The organism is Polaromonas sp. P1_F9, assembly GCF_056405615.1.
This window is the reverse complement of sequence record NZ_JBFUBT010000001.1, coordinates 430,516-456,135: the sequence shown is the minus strand read 5'-3', so window position 1 is coordinate 456,135 and position 25,620 is coordinate 430,516. Positions and strand designations below refer to the sequence as shown.

Here is a 25,620-nt window from a genome sequence, read left to right as displayed (position 1 = left end):
CCAAAAAACCGGCGCAACTCTTTGCGCTAAGTTTCGACTTAGAGTAGATTTAGAGGTTTCCTCCTTAGCGCATTGATTTAATTGGAGAAAACGCTCCCACCCATTCCCGCGAAACGCTATTTCACCATCGGTGAAGTCAGTGATTTGTGCGGGGTCAAACCTCACGTGCTCCGTTATTGGGAGCAAGAGTTCACGCAGCTACGCCCGATGAAAAGGCGTGGCAACCGCCGCTACTACCAGCACCATGAGGTGCTGATGATCCGCCGGATCCGTGATTTGCTCTATGACCAGGGTTTCACCATCAGCGGCGCACGCAACAAGCTCCAGGAAATTGTTCAAACCGAACGCGACAAGCGCCGTAATGGTGAAGTCATGCTTGACGGCGTAGAAGTGCTGGAAGGCGGTGAGTCCCTGCTGGAGGATTTTGAGGATTCCAGTGACCACTCGGACTTTGAAGACAGCGAGCCCGAGGGCGCGGATTTGCCCAGCGGCAACGCGGCCCAGCAACGACTGCAATTGGTACGGCGCGAGTTGTTTGAAATTCGTGATCTCCTCAGCGCCGGGCACTGAGAAGCATTTTCGGCACGCTATAATAAAAGGCTTGTCGGTGTGTGGCGCAGCCTGGTAGCGCACTTGCATGGGGTGCAAGGGGTCGAAGGTTCGAATCCTTTCACACCGACCAACAAAACCAACAGATAGCCGGTTAGCTAACGCTAACCGGCTTTTTTGTTTCGAGTCGGATATTTGTTGAAATCCGGTCGACCCGCCTGGGATCGGGCCAGCTAATTTTTAGCTCGATGCGGTCGTGTGTCGGGACGACGCTAATGGGAAGCAAGCGCCTGTGGATCAGGCCGGAACAATGCTGGGAATCTGCGTAGCTGGCGGGGTGTTGCGGCTGCGGCCGCAGCGGATCAGCCCATCAATCATCACCATGCCAACGCCGGGAATATCCCCGCGTTGCACGCTGTCCAGCAGGTTGAGTCCCGCGGAGTGCTGGGCTTTGTCCATGAAGACCAGATCAGCATCACGGCCTGTTTCTATCAAACCGCAATTGAGTTTACGGATGCGCGCGGTGTTACCCGTGGCAAAGCAAAAAACCAGTTCCGCCGGGATATTGCCCAAGCTGGAAAGGAGAGCGATAAGGCGCAGCACACCCAGCGGCTGGACGCCGGACCCGGCCGGTCCGTCGGTGCCAAGGATTACGCGGTGCGGGCACTTGAGCTGTAGCGCCGCCTGCGCGGCTGCAATTGCGACTTTTTCATTGCCGTTATGGACAATTTCAATCGCGCGCGATGATTTCTCACAGAGCTCGCAAACATGTTGTTCCGACAGTGCCGTGTGACCGCCGTTGATATGGCCGATGACATCGGCGTCGGCTTCCAGCACCACGTCTTTGTCAATCAGGCCTGAACCGGGAATGGAAGGGCCGCCGGTGTGAATGGTGCTCTGGATGCCGTATTTCCTTGCCCAACCCACCATCTCCTTGGCTTCGTAGCCCGCCTTGACTGAACCCAGGCCCACTTCGCCGAGCAAGGTTACGCCGGCATCGGCAAGGTCCTTGAAATCCTGTTCAATCATGCCTTTTTCGATGATGGGTGCACCGGCCAGTACCTTGACGCCGCCCGGGCGGAAGTTGTCGAACGCCCGTTGCGCGGTTATGGCCAGCGCCTTGAGGCCCACGATATCCTTGGGTCGCCCTGGCAAGTGAACCTCGCCGGCGGAAATCATGGTGGTGACGCCGCCGTGCATGGTGGAGTCAATCCAGCCGATCTGGTTCTGGCGTGGCGTCCAGTCGCCAAAAACCGGATGTACATGGCTGTCGATCAAACCAGGTGCCACGCAAGTCTGGTGCACGTCAATCACGGTTTGCGCATGCGCCATGTCACAGTCCTTGGCCTTTCCGATAGCCACGATGAGGCCGTCGTTCACAACGATGGTGTCCGCCTCCAGGATAGGCTGGTCGATGTCTCCGGAGAGCAGCAGGCCGATGTTCCTGATGACAACCTTTCCTGATTTTCCGCTTGATGCAGCTTCTGCCATGGGTGGCCTTTCAAATGCGTGGGGTTGAGATCAAGGATTCAACATGACAGTGCGCAGCACGGTGCTGATGATGAAGGACTGCCATTGCGCCAGTGCCTCGGGCGTCTGCAGATCTTCGCCGAGGAAGGCTGACAGCGTGTGGCGATTCGAAATGTAGAAGTAGCCTGTGGCGGCGATCAGCAGATAGACATTGCGGGCGGAGATATCTGCCCGGAAAATCTTCTTGCGCACACCGCTTTCCAGCAGTTGCTGGATGATCGCGATGGCGGGAGACGAGTAATCCCGGGCGCGCTGGGATTTGGCAATGTGCTTGCCGCGGTGCAGGTTCTCGGTGTTGAGCAGTGTGATGAATTCCGGATTTTTGCTGTAGTAAGACACCACAAAGCAAATCACGTCCGTCAGGGACTCCACCGGATGGTCGATGTCCAGTGACAACTCGAGCTCGGCATCATTCATGCGGCGATACATGTCTTCCAGCACTTCGATAAACAAGCCTTCCTTGCTGCCGAAGTAGTAGTAAATCATGCGGTCAAATGACTTGGCCGACCTGGATATTTTCTCTACGCTGCCGCCGTCATACCCATAGCGCGCGAAGACGCGGGTGGCTGCGCGCAGAATGTTGTCGCGCGTGGTCTGCGCGGCTTGCTCCCGTACGCCGGGTCGCTTGGCGACCGTGCGTTTGGTTGTGGCAGTGCGCGGCTTGATGGTTTTGGCCGTCTTCGCTGTCATGTAGAGGTATCCAGTCGCGGTTTGTGCGTGATCAGGCGAGAAGGTGTGAGGAGCAATTTCCCGCGGCAATGCAACGAGCTGAAAGCAAACGCCAGGCCATCCTTATTGTTCGGCAAAGGCGCGTTCGATCACAAAATCTCCCGGCTTGGATGTATTGCCTTCGATGAAGCCCTTGCCTTCGAGCATGTGCTTGAGGTCCTTGAGCATCGCAGGGCTGCCGCAGATCATCACACGGTCATGCGCCGGATCCAGTGCCGGTAACTGCAGGTCGGTCAACATCTTCCCGCTTTCGATCAGGTCAGTGACGCGGCCCATATTGCGGTACGCCTCCCGCGTAACGGTAGGGTAGTACAGCAACTGCCTGGAGATCAGCTCACCGAGAAACTCATGTTGGGGCAAGTGATCCACAACCAGGTCGTGATAGGCCAGCTCGTCTGCCTGGCGCACGCCATGGACCAGCACGATTTGTTCAAACCGTTCGTAAGTCTCCGGGTCCCGGATGATGCTCATGAATGGCGCCAGGCCCGTGCCGGTCGAGAGCAGGTAAAGCCGTTTGCCCGGCAGCAGGTAATCAATTACCAGTGTGCCGGTCGGCTTGCGTCCAACGATGATTTTGTCGCCGACCTTGATGTGCTGCAGCCGCGACGTCAGGGGACCTTCCGCAACCTTGATGCTGAGGAATTCGAGATGCTCTTCATGATTGGGGCTCACGATGCTGTAGGCGCGCAGCAAAGGCTTGTCGTTGACCCTTAACCCGATCATGGTGAAGTGGCCGTTGCTAAAGCGCAGTGAGGCGTCGCGTGTGGTGGTAAAGGTAAACAGGCGATCAGTCCAGTGATGGACGGACAGCACGGTTTCTTCATTGAAAGCGCTCATGGTGTTATCTGGGAGTGACGGTTATGAATTGGAGCGGTTGCGTTGGTGTCTCGTAGCTTCCCGGCCAGGATTTTCCGGTTTATGAGTCGATTTTTCCATTGCGCGGCCGATGGTATGCATGTGCTGGCCAAACGACGCGCTACAGAGGGAATGTGCCACACTAATGTAGTGAACACAACATTTAATTCAGTGCAAACGGCATTTTTGAATAAGTTTACGGCGGCTATGTAAATACTATTGCATGGGAAATCCGTATGCGCTACATTGAATCTTACATGTAGTGAATGCAACATGTAAATTAAGCGAGCACTACATTGGTGAATTTGCCCCAGGATGGTGAGAGCAGCGGAAGGACGAGCACGATGACTGAACATACAAAGACGGACGGCCTGCCAGGTATGGACGCTCTGACGTTTCCGCAAGTTTTGGAAAAGGCCCGGCCGCGAAACGAGCGAATGAACAGCGAGAAAATCGAGTGCAACGCCTGCCCAGTCTTGTGCCAGATATCCGAGGGTCGCAGTGGAGCCTGCGATCGGTATGCCAACCAAGGCGGAATGCTTGTCCGGGTCGACCCGGTGTTGCTGTTGCGCCGTACGCTGTCGGGTGAGGGCGCGCATATTGTGCCGTTTGCTGCGCGCGCAGATGCCGGACTTTCCGCGCCGGAGAATCTGTCCGGGTGCATGGATGGTGCGACAGCGGTCTCGTGGAGCGGCGATCTTCTGCTGGCTGACGAAGTCTTTGTCACGGGTGTAGGTTCATCAACGACCTATCCTGACTATAAGCCGGCGCCATTCATTGTTTCGTCGAAAGCGGCCGGTGTTGATCTGGTCACCGTGGTCACGGAAGGCATCTTCAGCTACTGCAGCTTCAAGGTGAAGATAGATACCGACCGCTTCCTGGGTGCCGAGCAGGCCAATGTGCGCTGCAAGGGAGAGGTAATAGGGCATGTGACAACGGCTGAGTATGGTTCGCAGATGTTGTCCCTGGGGGGGGTGCACCACCTGACGGGAGGCAGCAAGAAAGAGGGCCGTGTCACGGTCGAGATGATGCAGGCGCTCGGCAACAAGCAGGCCGTGGAGCTCACAATTGATGGTGGTTCCCAGATACTGATTCAGGCAGGACATGCGCCTGTCGTGAACGGCGTTGAGGAACAACGTATGCGTGTAGGTTGTGGTTCCGCCACCATCGGGATTTTTGCGAAACAGCTATTCGGCAAGCTCGATGAGGTAGTGGTGGTCGATGACCACATTACGGGTGTCCTGACCGAGCATCAGGCGGGGCGCTGTCTCGATATGCGTGCGTCAGGTATCCGGATGCGCGGGCGAAAGTCCACGCCAGGGCGATATTTTCAGGTGGCCAATCCCGGAACGGGGTGGGGTGGGACGGATATCGCCGATCCCCTGTCCATCATTGAGGCATGGGACGGGAACGTTGCCTGGCCAGGCCTGCGCTTGTTGATGACATCCACTACCGGTGAGCATGCAAGCTGGTATGTGCTCAATGAGGAACTCGTTCCCGTGGAGCAAGAGATGCCGGCGGAAGTGCGCCATGTCGTTGAGCGTATCGGTGAAAACTGCGAGCCCTCGCTGGCGACGGTGCTTTTCCTTGCCGGAGCCGGCGGCAGCCTGCGGGCTGGCGTCACTGAAAATCCGGTTTTGCTGACGCGCGCCATCAAAAATTCCCTGGTCAATGTGACCTGCGGTGGGGCTCCTGCCTACATCTGGCCCGGTGGAGGAATCACCGTGATGGCCGATGTCATGCGTATGCCGGACAACAGTTTCGGAACCGTTCCTACGCCGGCCATCGTGGCCCCCATTGAATTCAGCATGAAGCTTGACGACTATCGCGCGCTGGGCGGGCACATGGACTATGTGCGCACGCTGGAGGATGTGTTGCGTCGCGGTGCCTGGCACAACGAGGGTGCACCTGTAGCCCTGGAATGGGCCAAGCTGCCTTCCGCCAACCCCTGGCCTCTGGCGCGTCCTCCCTTATTGGGCTGAGGCGCTTGCACATGAACCCTCAACGCATGCAACTTCCCGATGGGCGCTGGCATTTCCAGCACGGGCCGATGGATATCGTCGTTGGCGCCTATGGAAGGCCGGCAGCGGTTGAGGCCGCTCATGCCAAAGCGTGGGAGCGTTTCCGCAGTATCCTCGGCGAGCTGGTCGGGGAACTTCCTATCCTGCGGCAGCCTGTACTGGATGAGTGCCATCTGGAAGGGGGCATTGCCCGGCGCATGTGGAATGCATGCCACCCTTACCGGCGTGATTTCATCACCCCGATGGCGGCCGTTGCAGGTGCGGTCGCGCAAGAGCTGGTCGCCTGTTATGCCAATGGCGGGATAGACCGCGCCTGGGTCAACAACGGCGGCGACATTGCCCTGCATTTGGCGCCGGCGCAATCGGTGCGCATTGGCCTGTATGCAGATCTGGCGCGCCTCGATGTGAACGAGGTATTGGCCGGGGTCCATACCGACGGGCAATTCGAGGTTTCCGGCGCGCTTCCAGTTCGCGGCGTCGCTACCAGTGGTTGGAGGGGGCGAAGCTTTTCGCTGGGTATTGCCGACAGCGTCACGGTCCTCGCGCGTACCGCCGCGCAAGCGGATGCCGCAGCCACCATGATTGCGAATGCGGTCGATGTTGCCGACGTGCGGATCAAACGGGGCAGAGCTTGTGACCTGAAGGACGACACCGACCTTGGCGAAATGCTGGTGACAGTTGACGTGCCGTTGCTGGAGGTGGAGACGGTTCGGCGTGCGCTGTGCGCCGGGCTTGAACGCGCCCAGGCTCTGCAGGCGGCGGGACTGATCTGGTCGGCTGCGCTGGTTTGCCAAAACCAGCTGATGACCACGTCTGATAAAACGCCGCAACGATTGCAAAATCACAGTGCTGAAGTGCCGACTGGTTCGGTATTTGCTTAATGAAATGAATGGACCTCACACCATGATTGAAATCCGGCGCATTTTTACGCACGTGGAGCAGATACGGCATGAATTCGGCCCGGTAGCGCCGGTGCCTCTGCTTCGCGGTGCAATTGGCGCGGTGCTGACCAACCCGTTTGCGGGGCGATATGAGCCCGACATCCTGCCGATGATGGACCAGCTTCAGCCCGTGGGTATCCAGATGGCTGAGCGTCTGCGCGCCGCAATGGCGGTGCCGGCCGAACATATTGAGGGTTACGGAAAAGGAGCGATTGTGGGCGCGGCAGGGGAGCTGGAGCATGGTGCGCTCTGGCATGTGCCCGGCGGGTACGCGATGCGTGAGCTGCTTGGCTGGAAAGGTGATCGCAACGCTTATGCCCGTGGGCAGGCTGAGGAAAAAATCGGCCAACCCGGTAATGCCTTGTCCATCGTTCCTTCGACAAAAAAAGTGGGTGCGCCGGGTACGGTGCTGGATGTTCCTTTAACGCACGTCAATGCGAGTTATGTCCGTAGCCATTTCGACGCCATTGAGGTGCGTGTGCCAGGGGCTCCCTTGCCAGACGAAATCGTTTTCATCCTGGCCATGAGCACGGGCCCGCGCATTCACGCCCGGGTGGGTGGGCTGGTCGCCAGCGCCATCGCCAAATGGGATGGCTTGCGTTAAACCCGATGCGCCAGATATTTAGCAGTCACCGAGACAAGGAAAAACCATGACAGCCAGGATTCGAAAAATTGTTGTGCAAATCGACGAAACATACATCGAGATGGGAAAGGTCGTCGCTCCTCCGACGCGAAAGGCATTGGCGATGGCCGTGATCGAGAATCCTTTTTCCGGGGTGTATGCGGAAAAACTCGATGCGCTGATTGATATCGGCGAAGAGCTTGGCGGGCTGCTGGGGCAAAAGTGCGTGCAGGCCCTTGGCATTGCGCCGGGCCAGGCCCATAGTTACGGCAAGGCTGCCATCGTGGGTGAGGCAGGCGAACTCGAGCATGCGGCAGCGATCCTGCATCCCAGGCTGGGCGCCCCACTGCGCCTGGCGGTGGAAAAGGGTGCTGCTCTGGTGCCGTCAAGTAAAAAGCGCGGTGGCCTGGGTACTGCCATTGACGTGCCGCTGGGACACAAGGATGCAGCATTTGTGCGCAGTCACTTTGATGCCATGGAGGCACGGATTTCCGATGCCCCGCGGGCCAATGAAATTGTGGTTGCTGTTGTTGTCACAGACAGCGGCCGGCCCCTGCCGCGTGTGGGTGGGCTTCAAACCAGTGAAATCAAGGGGGAGGATGGGTTAAGGTAGCTCCGGTTGCCCATCTATCGTTCATCGTCAATAACTCACCATGGCCTTTCATCTGATTCAAGACAACCAGGAGTACTTATGAAGCTGCACCACAAAATGCTGAGCACCATCGCTTTCCTCGGACTGATGAGCTCATTCGTGAACGCGCATGCGCAGGGCGTCATCAAGATAGGGGAAATCAACAGCTACAAGGCCCAGCCAGCTTTCCTGGAACCGTACAAGAAAGGTATGGAACTGGCTGTTGAAGAGATCAATGCCGGCGGAGGCATTAACGGTAAAAAGGTCCAGCTCATTATTCGGGACGACAACGCAAACCCGGGTGATGCGGTTCGTGCGGCCGAAGAGCTTGTCTCGCGCGAAAAAGTTGACGTGCTGACGGGCTCCTTCCTTTCCAATATCGGTCTGGCGCTGACCGATTTCGCCAAGCAGAAAAAGTTCTTCTTTCTGGCGGCTGAGCCTCTGACAGACAAAATCGTCTGGCAAAACGGCAATCGCTACACATTCCGCTTGCGGACCTCCACCTATATGCAGGTTGCCATGCTGGTCCCTGAAGCCGCCGCGATGAAGAAAAAGCGCTGGGCAGTGGTGTACCCCAATTATGAGTATGGGCAGTCCGCAGCCGCGACGTTCAAGACCTTGCTGAAGGCCGTACAGCCCGATGTAGAGTTCGTGGCCGAGCAGGCGCCTCCGTTGGGCAAAGTCGACTCTGGCAGTGTTGTGCAGGCCATGGCGGACGCCAAGCCGGATGCCATCTTCAATGTTCTTTTTGGTGCCGACCTCTCGAAGTTTGTTCGTGAAGGCAATACCCGGGGCCTGTTTCAGGGGCGTGAAGTCGTCAGCCTGTTGACGGGCGAACCCGAATATCTCGATCCGCTCAAGGAAGAAACGCCTAACGGCTGGGTGGTTACCGGCTATCCGTGGTACGGCATCCAGACACCCGAACACAAGGCTTTCTTCCTCGCTTATCACAGCAAGTACAAAGACTATCCGCGCCTGGGTTCCGTAGTCGGCTATAGCGCCATCAAGTCCCTGGCCGAAGGCATGAAAAAAGCCAAATCAACCGAGACGGAAAAACTGATTACCGCGTTCCGCGGCCTGAACGTGACCACACCCTTCGGCCCCGTGGTTTTTCGACCGGAAGACCACCAGTCCACCATGGGTGCCTATGTGGGCCGCACAAAAAATGAAGGAGGCAAGGGCGTGATGGTCGACTATCGATATATCGATGGTTCAAAAGTCCAGCCGAGCAACGCCGAAGTGAAAAAGATGCGCGCTCCTGACTAGGCCGGAGACGTGATCGCAGTGGGAGGTGCCCGCGCCTCTTGCTGCGCCGTTTCGCTTGCCAGTCATCCGGTGCCGCGGGTAATGCCAACGCTGCGCCCGCTACCCGCTACCCGCTATTGCTGGTCACGCCATCTCGCAGAGAAAAAGGTTTGTTCATGAGCTTCTCAGGCTTTATCGTGCAGTTGCTTAATGGCCTGGCCGGCGCATCGTCGCTGTTTCTCGTGGCAGCTGGTTTGTCGTTGATCTTTGGTGTTACGCGGATTGTCAACTTTGCCCATGGATCTTTTTTCATGGTGGGCATCTACGTTGCCTATTCATTGGTCAGTGCTCTCGGCAATACCCTGGGTTTCTGGCCTGCCTTGCTGATTGCCGCTTTGGCTGTTGGTGTTCTCGGCGGGCTGGTCGAGGTCTTGTTGCTGCGCCGTATTTACCGTGCACCGGAACTCTTTCAGTTGCTTGCAACCTTTGCACTGGGCCTGGTGATCAAGGACGGCGTGCTGTGGTTTTGGGGCGCCGAGGAGTTGCTGGGCCCCCGAGCGCCCGGCCTGACAGGCTCTGTGTCGATCCTGGGACGTCAGTTTCCTTCCTATGATCTTTTCCTGATCGTCGCGGGACCTGTTGTCCTCGGCCTGCTTTGGCTTCTGCTCACCAAAACCCGCTGGGGTACCCTGGTCCGGGCTGCCACCCAGGACCGCGAAATGGTCAGCGCGCTGGGTGTGAACCAGGCGTGGTTGTTCACAGCCGTTTTTGCATTGGGCGCACTTCTGGCGGGCCTTGGCGGCGCGCTTCAGCTACCGCGCGAGCCTGCCAACCTGGACATGGACCTCAACATCATCGGTGCTGCGTTTGTGGTGGTGGTGGTCGGGGGCATGGGCTCCATCCCGGGTGCCTATGTGGCGGCACTGCTGATTGCCGAACTCAAGGCCATTTGCATCTGGCTGGGGCTGGTCGAAATTGTGGGCATCAGCATCTCTTTTTCCAAGCTGACGCTGGTGGTGGAGTTCGTGGTGATGGCTGTTGTCCTGGTGGCCCGTCCCTGGGGGTTGTTTGGCAGGCCGCAGGCACCCAGCCGCCATGCAGGCATGGCTGAAGAACCGCTGCGCCGGCCGCACCGCCTGTATGCCTGGGGTTGTGCGGGCCTGCTGGCACTTCTGGCTTTGATGCCTGTGCTGACGGCGCAGTCCCCTTACGTCACCGTGTTACTGATTGACTTGCTGGTTGCCGTGCTGTTTGCCTGCAGCCTGCATTTCATCATGGGCCCCGCCGGGATGCATTCGTTCGGGCATGCCGCTTATTTCGGCCTTGGGGCCTATGGTGCCGCGTTGCTGGTACGCAGCCTGAACATACCCATGGAGCTGGCGCTGGTCGTCGCACCCTTTGTGGCGGCGCTGGGTGCTTTTGTCTATGGCTGGTTCTGCGTCAGGTTGTCCGGTGTTTACCTCGCCATGCTGACGCTGGCCTTTGCGCAAATCACCTGGGCGATTTGTTATCAATGGGACGTGTTCACCGGCGGCAGCAACGGATTGACCGGTGTATGGCCTTCCGAGTGGCTGGCGGACAAACGCATTTATTACTACCTCACCCTTGTTTTGGCGGCCGGGGGAGTCTTGCTGATGCACCGGATGCTGTATTCACCGTTTGGCTATGGCATGCGTGCGGCACGTGACTCGGTGTTGCGCTCCGATGCCATCGGCATGAATGTCAAACGCCTGCAATGGGTTGCGTTTGTGATTGCAGGCTCATTTGCCGGATTGGCCGGAGCGCTTTATGCCTTTTCCAAGGGCAGCATCTCTCCTGAAAGCTTGCATGTCAGCAAGTCGATCGACGGTCTGGTGATGGTTTTGCTGGGCGGTATCCAGACGCTTTTGGGGCCTGTCGTGGGCGCCGTCACGTTCACATGGCTGCACGATACCGTGGCGCGAAACACCGACTATTGGCGCGCCATGCTCGGCGCCATCGTCCTGGTTCTTGTCCTGCTGTTCCCGCAGGGAATTGCTGGCTTCGCCAAACAACTGATTGCCAGGTGCCGTACCGTGGGAGAAAAGTCATGAGCTTGCTGAAGGTATCAGGATTGGGAAAATCCTTTGGCGGTGTCAGGGCTGTCGATGGCGTGAACTTCGAGCTGGCGGCAGGTGAATTGCTGGCCTTGATCGGGCCCAATGGTGCCGGGAAGTCAACCACGTTCAACATGGTCAACGGCCAGCTGCGCGCAGATACAGGCTCCATCCAGCTGGACTCCCAGGAGCTGATCGGCCTGGCGCCCCGGGAGATCTGGCGCCGCGGTGTCAGCCGGACATTCCAGATCGCCGAAACCTTTTCTTCCCTGACGGTCGTGGAGAACGTCCAGATGACCCTGCTGTCTGCGGACAGGAAGTTGTTTTCCATGTGGCGCCGTGCCGCAGATTACAAGCGCGACGAGGCCATGGCGCTGCTTGAGCAGGTCAACATGAAGGGGCAGGCTGACCGCCCTTGCAGCGTGCTGGCATATGGAGATGTCAAACGTGTGGAATTGGCCATGGCCATGGCCAGCAACCCCAAGTTGCTGCTCATGGATGAGCCGACAGCCGGTATGGCTCCCAGGGAGCGAAACGACTTGATGGCGCTGACCAAACAACTGGTCATTGACCGGGGCATGGCGGTGCTTTTTACCGAGCACAGCATGGACGTGGTGTTTGCCTATGCTGACCGCATGATCGTGCTGGCGCGCGGCCGGTTGATTGCGGAAGGCAAGCCGCAGGATATTCGCGACCATCCCAAAGTCCAGGAAGTCTATTTCGGCAGTGGCAAAACCTTCGAGAAAAAGGCCATTGAAAAGGAAGCAGCGTGATGGGCAACGGCAACAATATTCTGCTGGAGGCGAAAGACCTGTCGGCCTGGTACGGTGCGGCGCAAATACTGTTTGGCGTCAACCTTGCTGTAGGGCGCGGCGAAGTCGTCGCCCTGATGGGGCGCAATGGCGCCGGAAAATCAACCACGTTGAAGTCGCTGATCGGGATGCTCGACAAGCGTCGCGGCAGTGTGGCTTTTCTCGGTAAAGACATCTCCAGCAGTGAACCACACCATGCGGCCCGGATGGGCTTGGGCTTTGTGCCGGAAGACCGGCGGATCTTCACCGACCTGACAGTGACCGAAAACCTGGAAGTAGGACGGCAGGCGCCCCGCCGCTGGCCCGACGGCAGCGAGGCGCCCTTGTGGACGCCGGAACGCCTCTTCAAGCTGTTTCCCAACCTGGGTGAGATGCCTACGCGTCCCGGCGGCCGCATGAGTGGTGGCGAGCAGCAAATGCTGACAGTGGCCAGGACCTTGATGGGCAATCCCTATCTGGTTCTGCTTGACGAGCCCTCTGAAGGCGTAGCGCCCGTCATTGTGGAGCAAATGGCCAACATGATCCTCGAGCTGAAGGCCCACGGCGTCAGCATTTTGCTGTCCGAGCAAAACATGCATTTCGCCGAGCTGGTATCCGACAGGGCCTATGTCCTTGAAAAAGGGCAAATCCGCTTTGAGGGATCCATGGCTGATCTTGCTGCCAATGAAGAAGTGCGCCGTGCCTATCTCAGTGTGTAGGTCTTGCTGCACCAGCATTTTGGTTCGGTAGATATGGGTTGCACCGTCACATTTTCCGTTAACCAGCTGACGCGCACGCTGCCTGTTGCGGAGCAGGCCAGCCTGCTGACGGTGCTGCGTAACGATTTTGCGCTGAATGGCCCGAAGTATGGCTGCGGTCTGGGAGAGTGTGGCGCATGCACCGTGCTGGTCGACGGTGTGGCGGCACGCGCTTGCGTTATTCCGGCGTGCGGCGTGGCGGGCCGCGAAATCACCACCCTTGAGGGTCTGGGTACGCCGGCGACCCTTCATCCGGTCCAGCAAGCGTTTATAGAAGAGCAGGCCGCCCAGTGCGGCTACTGCCTGAACGGCATGATCATGATGACTGTCGCATTGCTGGCGCGAAACCCCGCGCCTGGCGAGGACGACATACGCCGCGAGCTGTCAGGCAATCTCTGCCGCTGCGGCACGCACTTGGAGATCGTGAGGGCTGTGCTGCGTGCGGCAGAGCTGACGCGCCAAATCCTTGTCCGGGGTAACTCGCCATGACGCGTCGCGCCGATGCGCCCCTGACACGCGCCGATTTTCATGCGGCCAGCGGCGTCTTGCTGGTGACCCGCGAGCCGCCGCCCGCTCCTCCACCCGCCCGTGGACAACCTGCACTGGTCAGCGCCAATCCGCAAGAGGGCGTTGAAATACTGGTTGCCGTGTGGGATGACGGCAGCGTGACGGCCCTGAACGGCCATGTAGACCTTGGCACCGGTATCCGGACGGCCCTGGCGCAGATCGTGGCTGAAGAGCTGGATGTTGCGCTCGGGCAGGTCAACATGGTTCTTGGGGATACGACACGCGCGCCCAACCAGGGTGCGACGATTGCCAGCGCATCCATCCAGATTCATGCGGTCCCTTTGCGGGCCGCGGCGGCGCAGGCACGCGCGTGGCTGGTGACGCGTGCCGCCGGCGTACTGCAGGTGGATCCTTCCCTGCTCGCCGTGCGGGACGGCGTTGTTTCGGTGATGGGGCAGGAAGATAAATCGGTGACGTATGGCGCATTGCTGGTAAATGGGCATGCGCATCTCTCACTGGTGCCTGGCACCCCTGTCAAGGATGCTGCCGACTACCGCCTGGTGGGGACCAGCGCGGCACGCCTGGATATCCCGGCCAAGGCCACCGGGGCACTGACATTTGTGCACGACATGCGTGTGCCCGGCATGCTGCACGGCCGCGTCGTGCGGCCGCCCTATGCCGGGGCGGACCACGGCGACTTCATCGGCAATACGCTGGAATCGGTGGACGAATCATCGATTGCCCACATTCCGGGCATCCGCGCCGTGGTGGTGATCCGCGACTTTGTCGGCATTGTCGCGGAGCGCGAAGAGTACGCCGAACAGGCGCTGCGCGAATTGCGAGTCTGCTGGAAGCCGTGGCCAGGTCTCACCGACCTGAACGACCTTGAGCAGGCGATCCGCAGCAACCCGGCCACGCAGCGCAGGCTTGTCGATGACGGCAACGTGGACACCGCGATGGCAAGCGCGGCACAAGCCCTGGCGCGGAACTACGTCTGGCCCTATCAAATGCACGGCTCCCTCGGGCCTTCGTGTGCCGTGGCCGATTGGCAGCAGGAGCGTCTGACGGTATGGGCAGGAACCCAAAACCCCCACGTGCTGCGGGCTGACCTGTCGCGCCTGACAGGCCTGGCCGATGTCGCCATCGATGTGATCCGCATGGAGGCGGCAGGCTGCTACGGGCGAAACTGCGCTGACGACGTGGCGGGGGACGCCGCGCTGCTTTCGCGGGCCGCGGGCAGCCCTGTGCGTGTGCAGCTGACGCGTGAGCAGGAAAACGCCTGGGAACCCAAAGGCGCTGCCCAGCTCATGCAGGTGAACGGTGGGCTCAATGCCGACGGGTCGGTCGCGGCGTATGATTTCCAGACCTCGTACCCTTCGAATGGCGCGCCCACGCTGGCGCTATTGCTCACCCGCACCATCGAACCGGTCGCGCAGGCCTATGAAATGGGCGACCGTACCGCCCGGCCGCCCTACGACTACGCCAACATGCGCATCGCCGTCAATGACATGGCGCCGCTGTTGCGTGCGTCATGGTTGCGGGGTGTTTCAGCACTGCCCAATTCATTCGCGCATGAGTCCTACATCGACGAACTGGCAACAGCAGCGGGTGTCGACCCGGTGGAGTTTCGGCTGCGGTACCTGAAGGAACCGCGCGCTGCCGAGCTGGTGCGCGCCACGGCTGAGCGCGCTGGCTGGATGGCGCACACGGCACCGCAGCAGCAGCCTGCGGCGCCCGGTGATCCACAGGATGTTATGCGCGGCCAGGGCTTTGCGTATGCCCGCTACATGCACAGCAAATGGCCGGGGTTCGGGGCGGCGTGGGCGGCCTGGGTGGCCGACGTCGAAGTGAATCGTCAGACCGGCGAAGTGCATGTCCGGCGTGTGGTGGTGGGGCATGACGCCGGCACGTTGATCAACCCTGCCGGGGTTCAGCACCAGATCCATGGCAACGTCGTACAGACGACCAGCCGTGCACTCACGGAGCAGGTCACGGTGTCGCCCAAAACAAATCAGGTAACCAGCCTGGAGTGGGGAAGCTATCCCGTCCTGAACTTCAGGGACGTGCCGGTGATTGAGGTCGTGACCATGGCGCGCCCCGGTGAGCCACCGCTTGGCGCCGGAGAGTCGTCTTCGGTGCCGGGTACGGCAGCCATCGCCAACGCCATTTTTGATGCCACCGGCGTGCGCTTTCGCCAGCCGCCTTTTACGCCGGAAGTGGTGCGTGCCGCGCTCAATCCAGGGCTCGCGGCCGAGCCGGCCGCCCCGGCAGCTCTGGCCCGGTTGCCCAATCCCGTACCTGAGGGCGCGGCATGGCCGAAACGCAGGGCCTGGTGGTCCCGCGCAGGCGCCTCGCTAGTGGGCGTTGTGGGCATCGCGTGGGCGCTGGCAGGTGGCCGGTCGGCCATCGCGCCGGTGACGCAAGGCGGCGCCTCCGTGTACACCGCCGCAACGCTGGAACGCGGCCGGCAGCTCGCGGCAGCGGGCGATTGTGTGGTGTGCCACACGGCACCCGGTGGCATCCCCAACGCCGGTGGCAGGGCCATGGATACGCCTTTCGGAAAGATCGTCACCACCAACCTCACGCCCGATGCGGACACCGGCATAGGCTTGTGGTCCTTCAGCGCCTTCCAGCGCGCCATGCGTGAGGGGATTTCCCGCGATGGCCACTATTTGTATCCCGCGTTTCCCTATACCGCGTTCGCCAAAACCAGCGACGAAGACCTGAACGCGCTGTATGCCTACCTGATGGCCCAGCCCCCCGTGCGATCAGAACCGCCGGCCACGCGGCTGGCCTTTCCCTTTGGTGTGCGCCCGCTGATGGCTGGATGGAATGCCCTGTTTCATGACCCCGCGCCTTACCGAGCCGACCCGGCGCAGACTGCCGAATGGAATCGTGGTGCCTACCTGGTCAACGGCCTGGGCCATTGCGGCGCCTGCCATACGCCGCGTAACGCCGCGGGTGCTGAACGTAGCGGAAAAGCCTTTTTGAGCGGGTCTGTAGTGGACGGCTGGGAAGCTCCGGCACTGACAACGCTGTCTCGCGCGCCAGTGCCATGGACCTCCGCGGAGCTGTACCGCTATCTCCGCGGTGGCTACTCAGCGCAACACGGCATCGCAGCAGGCCCGATGGCCCCGGTGATCAAGGAACTGGCCAGCTTGCCCGAAGAAGATATTCGTGCAATGGCGACCTACCTTATGTCTTTTAATGAGCCAATCGCTGACACCGAAAGCATCCAGCGTAAAGAGCGGGTCGTACTGTCAGCCCGGCAATCGGCTATCAGCCTGCCGGGTCCTGGCCAGCGCCTGTTCAGTGGCGCTTGCGCATCGTGCCATCACGACGGCGACGGCCCGCGACTGCTGGGGGTGAACGTGCCGCTGGCCCTTAACAGCAAGTTGCACAGCGAGCGGCCCGACAATCTGGTGCGGGTGATCCTTGAGGGAATTCAGTCGCCGGCGAGCAAAGACATCGGTTTCATGCCGGCTTTTCGTCACAGCCTGGATGATGCCCAGGTTGCAGCGCTGGCTGCGTATATGCGCGGCCGCTATGCACCCTCGGAACCGGTCTGGCAGGATTTGCCGGCAACCGTTTCACGGCTCCGGGCTACGCCGGGCCAGCACTGAATCTTTTCAATCAGGCGAAAGCCGCGCGGCCCTGCGTCGCCCTGACAAGCGCCGCGCGCGCCAGCAGGCGTGTGGAGTCCAGAGTCGGCAGGGACGAGTTTGAATCACTCATGATCAGGGGGATTTCCGTGCAGCCCAGGACGACAGCATCGCAGCCGTTGCTTTTCATCCGGTCAACGACTTTCTGAAAATACCCGATCGCTTCCGGCTTGAAGACACCGCACACCAGCTCGTCCATGATGATGTGGTTGATTTCATCGCGCTCCGTATCCTCGGGCCGCAGGTATTCCAGTCCGCGCGCCGCGAGCTTGTCGGGATAGACCTCGCTATCGACGAGCCATCGCGTGCCGGTGATGCCGATGCGCCGGAACCCGCGCCTGGCCGCTTCTTCGGCAACGACTTCCGCAATATGAAGCCAGGGCAGGGGGGATCGTTTCTGCACGTAAGCAAAAGCCTGGTGAATGGTGTTGTCCGGGCAGATAAGAAAGTCAGCTCCGGCTTTTGCGAGCTTGTGCGCGGAGGCGAGCATGATGTCGCCCACGCCATCCCAGTCATTGCGGTAAATGCATGCCATGTAGTCGGAAAGCGACGGCGTATGCATCGACACTTCAGGATGGGCATGTGGCCCCAGGGCCTTGGCGCCTTCCTCACAAATGGTTTGATAACAGAGCGCAGCGCCTTCGGCGGAGCAGCCGACGATACCGATGTGTTGGGGCATGACCTGTCTCCGTATTTGCTACGCGGGCTCTGGTACCGGGTCGGCAACAGGTGAGGTGGCCGGGTGCGGTGTGACTTCTCCTTCAGCGAGTTCCCCGCCCAACGCCTCCAGCATGTCCGGAATCAGCGAAGACAGCTCACCGGTAATGATGGCCGCATCGCTGTCAAAGCCGTCGTCGTCCTTGCCGTTTTCCTGAACGCCGTCCAGTACCACATCGAGCAGCTTGAGTTTTTTCAGCTGCGCGGTTTCCGTCAGCACAAAAGACACGCGCTCGTTCCACGTCATCGCCAGCTGTGTGGGCAGTTTGCCGGCGGCAATGTGCTGGGCTACCTCGTCGATCTCCAGCGTGTGGCGCGAGTAGCGCACCGTGGATTTCTGGTCGTCCGGCGTCTTGAGCTCGCAGTCGCGGTCTACCGTGAAGTTGTAGGGCGCTTCGCGCGTCGACAGCCAATGCGACATGGCAGCAGCGGTCGACATCTGCGTCTGGACGGGGCTGGCCTTCAGGCCGGGCAGGGCGCCCGGCACCTCGCTCAGCGCTTCCACGAGGTAACTCACGATCTTGTCGGCGCCCGTGAGGTTGCCGGAGTCAACCACCAGGAATTTGTTGACGACGTCGATCCAGAGCGTGGTCGTCGAGCGTTTGGTGAAGGCGCGCGGCAGCAGGTCCAGCATGACTTCCTGCTTGAACTCCTTCTTGATCTTGGCGCCCACACGCTCACGGCCGGTTTCTTCCTTGTATTTCTCGATGCGTTCTTCCACCGCGGCCTTGATGGCGGACGAAGGCACGGGGCGGCGCTCGGTGCAGAGGCGGGCGATCAGCTGGCGGCCCACGCTTTCGAGCAGTACGGTGCTTTTGTTGCCGCGCGGCGGCACCCAGCCACTGGATTCAGGCTCTGTTGCGCTGCAGGGCACGAAACGGTGGGACTGGAAAATTTCTTCAAGCACGTCCAGCGGAGGAAGCACAAAATCGTCGGCAATGCGGAAAAAAATTGCGGTGTTGAACATGAAATCCGGGGAAGAGGTTAGAAAAAGAGACTGCCGGAAGGCCGATGAGGGGGCGGGGAATCCGCGGTGAGAACCAGCCGGATTCAGAGAAATTCTACCGGGCGCCCTGCCTGCAGAATGTAACGGCCGGCAAGGGCTTGAAAACCTTCATTCGATATCAAACGAATGGATGCCGTAAGCACCCTTGCGGCGGTCTTCGAAGTACTGCTCCAGTGTCTGCTTGACCGTCTTGAATGCAATTTCGTCCCAGGGAATTTCGGCTTCGGTAAACAGTTTGGCTTCCATGGTCTCATGGCCCGGGTTGAATTCGGTGCTCAAAAGCCGAGCCCGGTAATACATGTGCACCTGCCCGACGCGCACCACGTTCATGACCGTAAAAAGGCCCAGCATCTCATATTGGGCACCGGCTTCTTCATCAGTCTCCCGGGCCGCGCCCTGCGAAGTGGTTTCGCCCAGTTCCATGAAGCCGGCAGGCAAAGTCCACTTGCCGCGGCGCGGTTCGATATTGCGTTTGCAGAGCAGCACCTGCGCGCCGTCTTCGCCCCAGCTGGGCACCGTGCCGACGACATTGAGGGGGTTTTCGTAGTGGACGGTGTTGCAGGCCGGGCAGACGGCCCGCTCTTTTGTATCACCGTCATCCGGCAAGCGGTAAGCCACGGCGGTTCCGCAGACGCGGCAGTGATTCAGGGGCAGGCGGAGCATCGGATGAAGTGTAGCGGCTTTGCGCAGGGAAAGGCTTGCCCCAATGCGCGGTAGGCCTGCCTGCGTGCTATAAAAAGAATAGCTGTCTGACCATGTGAATGTTGGGCTGTCGGCCTATTTTGCTTATAATTTCTACTTGAGCGACGAGTAATTCACCGGTACCCAGGTGTAAGCCTTGCCCGCGCCCTTGCGCACATGGCCCAGGCCGGGGAAGGCGATGTGCGCCGCGCCGATCAGGTGGCCGTTTTTTGCAGCATCGGCATAAGCCTTGGCGCGCTCTTTGGCGGCCGGAGGCGACTCGGAGTCAAACTTGATGGTGACTTCCGGGTTGTCGAACTGGACGGCCGCCACATGCATCAGGTCGCCCCACAGCACCAGCTTCTCACCCTTGCTTTCCACTACATACACGCTGTGGCCGGCGGTGTGGCCATGGGCTGGTTGCGCCTTGACGCCAGGCACGAGTTCGGTGGCATCTTCAAAGGTCTTGAGCTTGCCAGCCGCGGCATAGGGCTTGATCGACGCCATGGCGCCCTGGAAGAAGCCCTGCGATTCTTTGGGCGCCGCGTTCATCTTCGCTTCGTCCAGCCAGAAATCAGCGTCCGCTTTGTCCACGCGCACCACGGCGTTGGCGAAGGCCATGGCGCCATTGACCACCAGGCCCCCCACGTGGTCAGGGTGCATGTGGGTGATGTAGATCTCGTCCACCTGCTCAGGCTGGTAGCCGGCGGCTTTGAGGTTGGCTTGCAGGCTGCCCAGGGTTGGGCCGAAGAGGCCGGAGGCCCCCGTGTCGATCAGCACCAGCTTGCTGCCGGTGTTGATGAGGTAGGCATTGACTGAAGTCTCGACTGCGTCAGGTAAAAATGAACGCTTCAGTGCCGCACCGACTTTCGCCGGCGTTGTGTTGGTGAGCAGGTCTTTCACGGGCAGCTTGACAGTGCCGTCCGACAGGGCGGTGACTTCAAAATCGCCCAGTGTGACGCGGTAGTAGCCGGGCGCCTGGGTCTTGACCATGGGGCCGGCCGCAAAAGCGGGCAGGGTGAAAGAAGCGCTCAGGCTTGAGGCCAGGATGGTGGCTGCCAGGGTTTTCAAAATGCGTGACATGAAAGAACTTCCTTGGGGTAAAGGGAATGATGGACCGGACTCACCCGTCATACGGGTGCCGGGTGGATTCTTATGCAGGCGCGCCATGAGTGAAGCCGCTGTTGCAGTAACCCGGCTGTCGTGCAGGTTTTGCCTGGGTGCGGCGCGCTATCAAATCAGGAGCTGGTTGCGCCCGTATTCATTGGGCTGAAGGCCAAAAATGCATAGGAGCATGGGGTGGAGGCATAAAAAAACCGGGCATACGCCCGGTTTCATGAATGCGCACCCAGCGCGGGTATTGATCAAGTCTTGGTTGTCTTGGTGTGCTTTTCAATCAGGGCGCGCGCCGTGTCCAGCAGTTTCTTGCCGTCAAAGCCCTTCTTGTTCATGTCTTCCACCCATTCGACTTCCACCGTGCGTGATTTGCGGCGGAATTCCTGGGCTTCGGCCGCGCTCACGGTGTAAATCGTGTTGCCGCGGTCACTGGCGGTCTTGCGGCCGGGAACGTCGTTGCCCTGCTGCACCTTGCCCAGCCAGGCCGAGGTGGCCATGCCGGAGTTGTTGTCGATGACCTTCTTGAGATCGGGCGCCAGCGAGTTGTATTTCGCCTTGTTCATGGCCATCACAAAGGTGGTGGTGTAGAGGCTGCCACCGGCGGGGTCGAACTCGGCGTGGAACTTGGTGAGCTCGTTGACCTTGACCGAAGGCACGACTTCCCAGGGAATCACGCAGCCTGTGATGGTGCCCTTGCTCAGTGCATCGGGAATCTGCGGCAGCGGCATGCCCACAGGCGTGGCGCCCAGCACGCCCATGAGCTTGGTGACCTGGCGGGTCGGCGCGCGCAGCTTGAGGCCGCGCATGTCGGCAATCGACTTGACGGGCTTGTCGACCGTGTGGATCACACCGGGGCCGTGCACCTGCAGCGCCAGCACCTGAGTGTCCTTGAATTCGTCCGGCGCGACCGTCTGCACGTATTCCCAAAATGCCTTGGAAGTTGCTTCGGCGTTGGACATGATGAAGGGCAGCTCAAACACCTCGATCCGCGGGAAGCGGCCGGCCGTGTTGCCGGGCAGCGTCCACACCACGTCGACCACACCGTCCTTGGCCTGGTCGTAGAGCTGCACCGGCGTGCCGCCCAGCTGCATGGCCGGATAGCCTTCAAACTTGATACGGCCGCCGGATTCTTTTTCGACCTTGTCCATCCAGGGCTTGTGCATGGCCAGCCAGACATTGGATGAGGGCGACATGAAAGTATGGAACTTCAGTGTCACAGCCTGCTGGGCCAGGCCCGACAGCGCCGGTGCGCCCAAGGCTGCGGCGGCGCTGGTCTTGAGAAGGGTTCGTCGCTGAATCATGGCGTGTCTCCTATAAACAATTAGACTAATTTAAGGCAAGCGGATGGGTTTGAGAAGCGGTGAAAGCCCTAGCCATAGGCCCTAGCTGATGTATTTCACCAGCCACAGCGATATGCCTGGGAACAGCAGCAGCAAGGTGGTGCGGATGGTGTCGCTGATGAGGAATGGCATGACGCCTTTGTAGCTCTCGCTGATAGGCACGTCTTTGGCCAGGCCGTTGACCACATAGACGTTCAGCCCCACCGGCGGCGCCAGCATGCCAAAGCCGACCGTCATCAGCACCATGATGCCGAACCAGATCGCGGTGGATTCCTTGGCCATGCCGAAATCCAGGCCTATCACCATGGGGAAAAAGATGGGAATCGTCAGCAGCAGCATGGACAACTCGTCCATCACTGCCCCCAGCACCACGTAAAACAGCAGGATGGCCGTGACAACCATCAGCGGCGACAGTCCCCAGCCGCCGACCACGCCGGCGAGCTGGTTAGGTACTTGCGTCAGGGCCAGGGCGGAGTTCATGAGGTCGGCGCCTATGAAGATCAAAAAGATCATGGCCGAGCTTTCCGCCGTGGCATAAAAACACAGCTTGAACTTGGCCCAGGTGATCTCGCGCTTGAGCAGGGCGGCTACGAAAGTGGCGGCGGCACCCACCGCAGCGCCTTCAGTCGGCGTGAACAGGCCGCCGTAAATACCGCCGAAGACGATCAGGAAGATGATGGCGATGGGCAGTATGCCCAACGCGGAGGCCAGCGTCATCGGCGGCCTGTCGTTGTCTACCTCGGGCGCCTGTCCGGGCACCAGCCGAACGTAGATGGCAATGGCCACCATGTAGCCGAACATCGCGATGATGCCCGGCACCATGGCCGCCGCAAACAGCTTGGCGATATTCTGCTCGGTGAGGATGGCGTAAATCACCAGCGGCACCGATGGGGGGATCAGGATGCCCAGGGTGCCGCCGGCTGCCAGAGTGCCCGTGGCAAGCCGGCCTGAATAACCGTGGCGTTTCATCTCCGGCAGCGCCACGCCGGTGATGGTGGCGGCCGTGGCGACGGAAGACCCGCAGATGGCGCCGAATGCCGCACAAGCCAGGATGGACGCCATGGCCAGACCGCCTTTGAATCGGCCCATTACACCCGCCGCGAACCCGAACAGCGCGCGGCTGATGCCGCCCTGCGTCGCGAAATGCCCCATCAGGATGAAGAGCGGAATCACCGACAGGTCGTAGCTGGCAAAGCGCGCGAAGGCCTGGGTGTTGAGGAAGCTGGAAAACGGCCCCCAGCCGGTCTGCATCACGTAACCGATGGCGCCCGCGGCAAACATGGCAACTGCGATAGGCACGCGCACGGCCATGAAGGCCAGCATGATGCCGAAAATAACCAGGGCGAGCGTGATGGAGCTCATACGTGCGCCTCCAGCTCGTCCAGCGGATTGTGCGGTGCATGGGCTTCGCCGAAGCCGAACGCGGATTGGTACAAACCGATCACGCAGGTCAGCGCAAAGGGCGGAACCATGGCGGCATACACCGTCCATTCGGGAAAGCCCAGGATCTGGGTTTCAGAGTGCGTGTTGTAGGAATTGAGGCCGCCCAGCACCGTGCGCCAGGCCAACAGGGCAAACACCAGGCCCAACAGCAACGCACCGAAACGGTCCAGCCTGTCGTTCGAGGTTTCGCCCAGTTTGGCGGTGAAGAAGTCGACGATGATGTTGCCGCGTTTGATCTGGCAAAGGGGCATGAACAGCGCGATCGCGGCCCCGGTGACCACACCGGTGAGTTCGAAGTCGCCGACAAGGGTCGCGCCCAGCAGGTTGCGGCCAATCAGGCTGGCACAGGTCATGAGCGTGATCACCGTGAGCAGAACTCCCGCCAGCACAGCGCAGAATTTCGCAAGGGACTGCAGGATTTTCAAGAAGGCTCTCCAAAAAGCAGGTCTTGGTATTTGGGAGCTCCCAAAAACCGGGTAAGCCGATTATCAGAATGGAGGAGGCAAGCAGTCAGGCGGGTTACCCCGGGTAACACGGCGTATTTGCGCGGTGATTAAAGCAGTTGCGCGGTTATCGCGCAACTGCCCCGCCGGGAAATGCGCTTGCTAACCCCTTGTTCAGATGACTTTGACGGTGAGTGTTTCCAGCCCCGCCACACCGCCGACCATGGTGTCGCCCGAAACCACGGCCGCGACGCCTTCGGGCGTGCCGGTGTAAATCAGGTCGCCGGGCTGCAGCTCCCATGCTGCCGACAGGTGTTCAATGGTTTCGGCAATATTCCAGATCAGCTTGGAGACATTGCTGCGCTGGCGGTCCTTGCCGTTCACCTGAATGTAGAGCTCTGCGTTGGTCACGTCGCCGGCCTGCGCGGCGGGTGTGATGGGGCCGATGGGCGCGGAGTGGTCATAGGCCTTGCCAATGCACCAGGGGCGGCCCTGCTTTTTCATTTCGCCCTGCAGGTCGCGGCGCGTCATGTCCAGGCCCACGGCATAACCGTAGATGTGCTTTTGCGCGTCGGCCGCCTTGATGTTTTTACCGCCGGTGCCAATGGCCACGACCAGCTCGATTTCATGGTGCAGGTTTTTGGTAAGCGATGGGTAGGGGATGGTGCCTGTGGCGCCGGCGTCCACCACCACGGCGGCGTCGGCGGGTTTCAGGAAGAAGAAGGGTGGCTCGCGCCCGGTGAACCCCATTTCCTTGGCGTGCTCTTCATAGTTGCGGCCGACGCAGTAAATGCGGTGGACGGGAAAACGGTCTTTGGTGCCGACAACGGGGACGGACACCGCGGCCGGTGGGGTGATGACAAAACTCATGACAACCTTTCTTCTCTGTGTATGCCCAGTGCCTGATGCACCGGGCGGTCTGAAAAACTGAACAGCACACAACCGTGCGCCGAACGCAATTGCGCAGTGTGCCACGACGGAATCACAAAATGGTCGCGCGGGCCAAACTCGAAAGTCGAGATGCGCCCGTCGCGCTCAATGATGACGGAACCCGACCCCTCGACCACGCTGAACACGGCCCCGTCAGTCTGGCGCCAGGGCTTGCCCGCAAAGCCGGCCGGCAGGCGTTGCATGAAGGTCGCCATGGTAAGCATTGGGGAGCCCCCGGTGGCGGGGTTCACATAGCGCAGCTTGACACCGTCCCAGGCGTCGGTGTCGCCATGGATTTCCAGCTGGTACAGGGTCTCGCGCGTGCGGTCGTAGGGGTAGCTGAAGATGGGCGAGGTTTCACCGAACGGGGCGTCATACCGCATCGGCAGCATGTTGGCGCCGTAGCGGTGGGTGCTGATGCCTTCAGGCTTGGTGACTTCCTGTTGCCTGGCCGTGCCGTTTTCGGCAAAGCCCGCATCAAAGAAACGCAGCATGGGGATGTCCAGGCCGTCCAGCCAGACTACGGGCGCGTCAGATTCGACACGGCCTTCGTGGCCATGGTCGTGCCAGGTCCAGCTGGGGGTGATGATGAAGTCGCCGGGTTTCATCTGCGTGCGTTCGCCATCCACGGCGGTGAAAGCGCCATGGCCTTCCACCACGAAGCGCAATGCGCTTTGTGTGTGGCGGTGGCTGGGCGCTATTTCACCCGGCATGATGACCTGCAGGCCCGCATAAAGAGACTGGGTGATGCAGGACTGTCCGCGCAGGCCGGGGTTTTCCAGGATCAACACACGGCGCACGGCCTCTTCGGCCGTGATGAGTTCGCCCGACTTCATCAGGAAGGGACGTACGTCGGCGTACTTCCACAGCGCTGGCTGGCTAGGGGTGCTTGGCGATTGCGGCACCAGCGCGTGCAGCACTTCCCACAGCGGCGTCATGCTGTGGGCTGAGATGGCGTCGTAAAACGCCTTGCGCTCGGCGCTCTGGCCGTGGGCGGGTGGGGGCGTCATGTCCATGGTGGGGTATCC

At 60.2% G+C, this 25,620-nt stretch carries 23 protein-coding genes and 1 tRNA gene; 12 read left to right on the top strand and 12 right to left on the bottom strand.

Annotated elements, in window-relative coordinates; all coding sequences use genetic code 11:
- Nucleotides 1–81 precede the first annotated feature (81 nt).
- Complete coding sequence (locus tag AC1DYR_RS02095; protein WP_477703629.1) at nucleotides 82–570, top strand: MerR family transcriptional regulator; 489 nt, start codon at nucleotides 82–84, stop codon at nucleotides 568–570.
- A 35-nt stretch (nucleotides 571–605) separates the two neighbouring features.
- A tRNA-Pro gene (locus AC1DYR_RS02090) sits at nucleotides 606–682 on the top strand.
- A 164-nt stretch (nucleotides 683–846) separates the two neighbouring features.
- On the opposite strand, the gene AC1DYR_RS02085 is transcribed toward AC1DYR_RS02090, so the two are convergent.
- From AC1DYR_RS02085 to AC1DYR_RS02075, 3 genes are all read right to left on the bottom strand, one after another.
- Nucleotides 847–2,040 (bottom strand): amidohydrolase family protein, encoded by a 1,194-nt coding sequence (locus AC1DYR_RS02085; RefSeq protein WP_477703628.1) that lies wholly within the window; start codon nucleotides 2,038–2,040, stop codon nucleotides 847–849.
- 30 nt (nucleotides 2,041–2,070) lie between these two features.
- A complete protein-coding gene (locus AC1DYR_RS02080; RefSeq protein WP_477703627.1) occupies nucleotides 2,071–2,769 on the bottom strand; it encodes a TetR family transcriptional regulator in 699 nt (232 codons plus the stop codon).
- A gap of 102 nt (nucleotides 2,770–2,871) precedes the next feature.
- Nucleotides 2,872–3,645 (bottom strand): ferredoxin--NADP reductase, encoded by a 774-nt coding sequence (locus AC1DYR_RS02075; RefSeq protein WP_477646447.1) that lies wholly within the window; start codon nucleotides 3,643–3,645, stop codon nucleotides 2,872–2,874.
- 362 nt (nucleotides 3,646–4,007) lie between these two features.
- Here AC1DYR_RS02075 and AC1DYR_RS02070 point away from each other — a divergent pair, with 362 nt between their 5' ends.
- From AC1DYR_RS02070 to AC1DYR_RS02025, 10 genes are all read left to right on the top strand, one after another.
- Complete coding sequence (locus AC1DYR_RS02070) at nucleotides 4,008–5,645, top strand: 6-hydroxynicotinate reductase (RefSeq protein WP_477703626.1); 1,638 nt, start codon at nucleotides 4,008–4,010, stop codon at nucleotides 5,643–5,645.
- Nucleotides 5,646–5,656: 11 nt separating this feature from the next.
- Entirely contained in the window at nucleotides 5,657–6,565 is a 909-nt protein-coding gene (locus tag AC1DYR_RS02065) for a UPF0280 family protein (protein ID WP_477703625.1), read from the top strand.
- 22 nt (nucleotides 6,566–6,587) lie between these two features.
- Nucleotides 6,588–7,229, top strand: coding sequence for an amino acid synthesis family protein (locus tag AC1DYR_RS02060; RefSeq protein WP_477703624.1), 642 nt, complete (start codon nucleotides 6,588–6,590; stop codon nucleotides 7,227–7,229).
- A gap of 46 nt (nucleotides 7,230–7,275) precedes the next feature.
- Nucleotides 7,276–7,860, top strand: a complete 585-nt coding sequence (locus tag AC1DYR_RS02055; protein WP_477703623.1) for an amino acid synthesis family protein — start codon at nucleotides 7,276–7,278, stop codon at nucleotides 7,858–7,860.
- A 78-nt stretch (nucleotides 7,861–7,938) separates the two neighbouring features.
- Nucleotides 7,939–9,144: an ABC transporter substrate-binding protein gene (locus AC1DYR_RS02050; RefSeq protein ID WP_477704117.1), complete on the top strand. Its 1,206-nt coding sequence runs from the start codon at nucleotides 7,939–7,941 to the stop codon at nucleotides 9,142–9,144.
- Nucleotides 9,145–9,299: 155 nt separating this feature from the next.
- Nucleotides 9,300–11,195: an ABC transporter permease gene (locus AC1DYR_RS02045; RefSeq protein ID WP_477703622.1), complete on the top strand. Its 1,896-nt coding sequence runs from the start codon at nucleotides 9,300–9,302 to the stop codon at nucleotides 11,193–11,195.
- Entirely contained in the window at nucleotides 11,192–11,971 is a 780-nt protein-coding gene (locus AC1DYR_RS02040) for an ABC transporter ATP-binding protein (protein WP_477703621.1), read from the top strand. Before AC1DYR_RS02045 ends, AC1DYR_RS02040 begins: the two co-directional genes overlap by 4 nt.
- The gene (locus AC1DYR_RS02035) at nucleotides 11,971–12,708 is read left to right on the top strand and encodes an ABC transporter ATP-binding protein (RefSeq protein ID WP_477646605.1); all 738 of its coding nucleotides are present in this window, start codon (nucleotides 11,971–11,973) and stop codon (nucleotides 12,706–12,708) included. The genes AC1DYR_RS02040 and AC1DYR_RS02035 overlap by 1 nt, the downstream gene beginning before the upstream one ends.
- 33 nt (nucleotides 12,709–12,741) lie before the next feature.
- Nucleotides 12,742–13,236 carry a (2Fe-2S)-binding protein gene (locus AC1DYR_RS02030; protein ID WP_477703620.1) on the top strand — a complete coding sequence of 165 codons (495 nt, stop codon included), beginning with the start codon at nucleotides 12,742–12,744 and terminating at the stop codon, nucleotides 13,234–13,236.
- Nucleotides 13,233–16,877 carry a molybdopterin cofactor-binding domain-containing protein gene (locus AC1DYR_RS02025; protein WP_477703619.1) on the top strand — a complete coding sequence of 1,215 codons (3,645 nt, stop codon included), beginning with the start codon at nucleotides 13,233–13,235 and terminating at the stop codon, nucleotides 16,875–16,877. The genes AC1DYR_RS02030 and AC1DYR_RS02025 overlap by 4 nt, the downstream gene beginning before the upstream one ends.
- Nucleotides 16,878–16,887: 10 nt before the next feature.
- Here the strand turns inward: AC1DYR_RS02025 and AC1DYR_RS02020 are convergent, their stop codons facing one another.
- From AC1DYR_RS02020 to gtdA, 9 genes are all read right to left on the bottom strand, one after another.
- On the bottom strand, nucleotides 16,888–17,595 hold the full coding sequence (locus tag AC1DYR_RS02020; protein WP_477703618.1) for an aspartate/glutamate racemase family protein: 708 nt from the start codon (nucleotides 17,593–17,595) through the stop codon (nucleotides 16,888–16,890).
- Between the two features lie 18 nt (nucleotides 17,596–17,613).
- Nucleotides 17,614–18,600 (bottom strand): recombination-associated protein RdgC, encoded by a 987-nt coding sequence (locus AC1DYR_RS02015; RefSeq protein ID WP_477703617.1) that lies wholly within the window; start codon nucleotides 18,598–18,600, stop codon nucleotides 17,614–17,616.
- A 147-nt stretch (nucleotides 18,601–18,747) separates the two neighbouring features.
- Nucleotides 18,748–19,302 carry an NUDIX hydrolase gene (locus tag AC1DYR_RS02010; protein WP_477703616.1) on the bottom strand — a complete coding sequence of 185 codons (555 nt, stop codon included), beginning with the start codon at nucleotides 19,300–19,302 and terminating at the stop codon, nucleotides 18,748–18,750.
- 132 nt (nucleotides 19,303–19,434) lie between these two features.
- The gene (locus tag AC1DYR_RS02005) at nucleotides 19,435–20,403 is read right to left on the bottom strand and encodes an MBL fold metallo-hydrolase (protein WP_477703615.1); all 969 of its coding nucleotides are present in this window, start codon (nucleotides 20,401–20,403) and stop codon (nucleotides 19,435–19,437) included.
- Nucleotides 20,404–20,684: 281 nt separating this feature from the next.
- On the bottom strand, nucleotides 20,685–21,737 hold the full coding sequence (locus AC1DYR_RS02000) for a TRAP transporter substrate-binding protein (RefSeq protein WP_477703614.1): 1,053 nt from the start codon (nucleotides 21,735–21,737) through the stop codon (nucleotides 20,685–20,687).
- An 81-nt stretch (nucleotides 21,738–21,818) separates the two neighbouring features.
- A complete protein-coding gene (locus AC1DYR_RS01995; RefSeq protein ID WP_477703613.1) occupies nucleotides 21,819–23,138 on the bottom strand; it encodes a TRAP transporter large permease in 1,320 nt (439 codons plus the stop codon).
- On the bottom strand, nucleotides 23,135–23,644 hold the full coding sequence (locus AC1DYR_RS01990; protein WP_477703612.1) for a TRAP transporter small permease: 510 nt from the start codon (nucleotides 23,642–23,644) through the stop codon (nucleotides 23,135–23,137). Before AC1DYR_RS01990 ends, AC1DYR_RS01995 begins: the two co-directional genes overlap by 4 nt.
- 192 nt (nucleotides 23,645–23,836) lie before the next feature.
- Nucleotides 23,837–24,532, bottom strand: coding sequence for a fumarylacetoacetate hydrolase family protein (locus AC1DYR_RS01985; protein WP_477703611.1), 696 nt, complete (start codon nucleotides 24,530–24,532; stop codon nucleotides 23,837–23,839).
- A complete protein-coding gene (gene gtdA, locus AC1DYR_RS01980; protein ID WP_477703610.1) occupies nucleotides 24,529–25,608 on the bottom strand; it encodes a gentisate 1,2-dioxygenase in 1,080 nt (359 codons plus the stop codon). The genes AC1DYR_RS01985 and gtdA overlap by 4 nt, the downstream gene beginning before the upstream one ends.
- Nucleotides 25,609–25,620 lie beyond the last annotated feature (12 nt).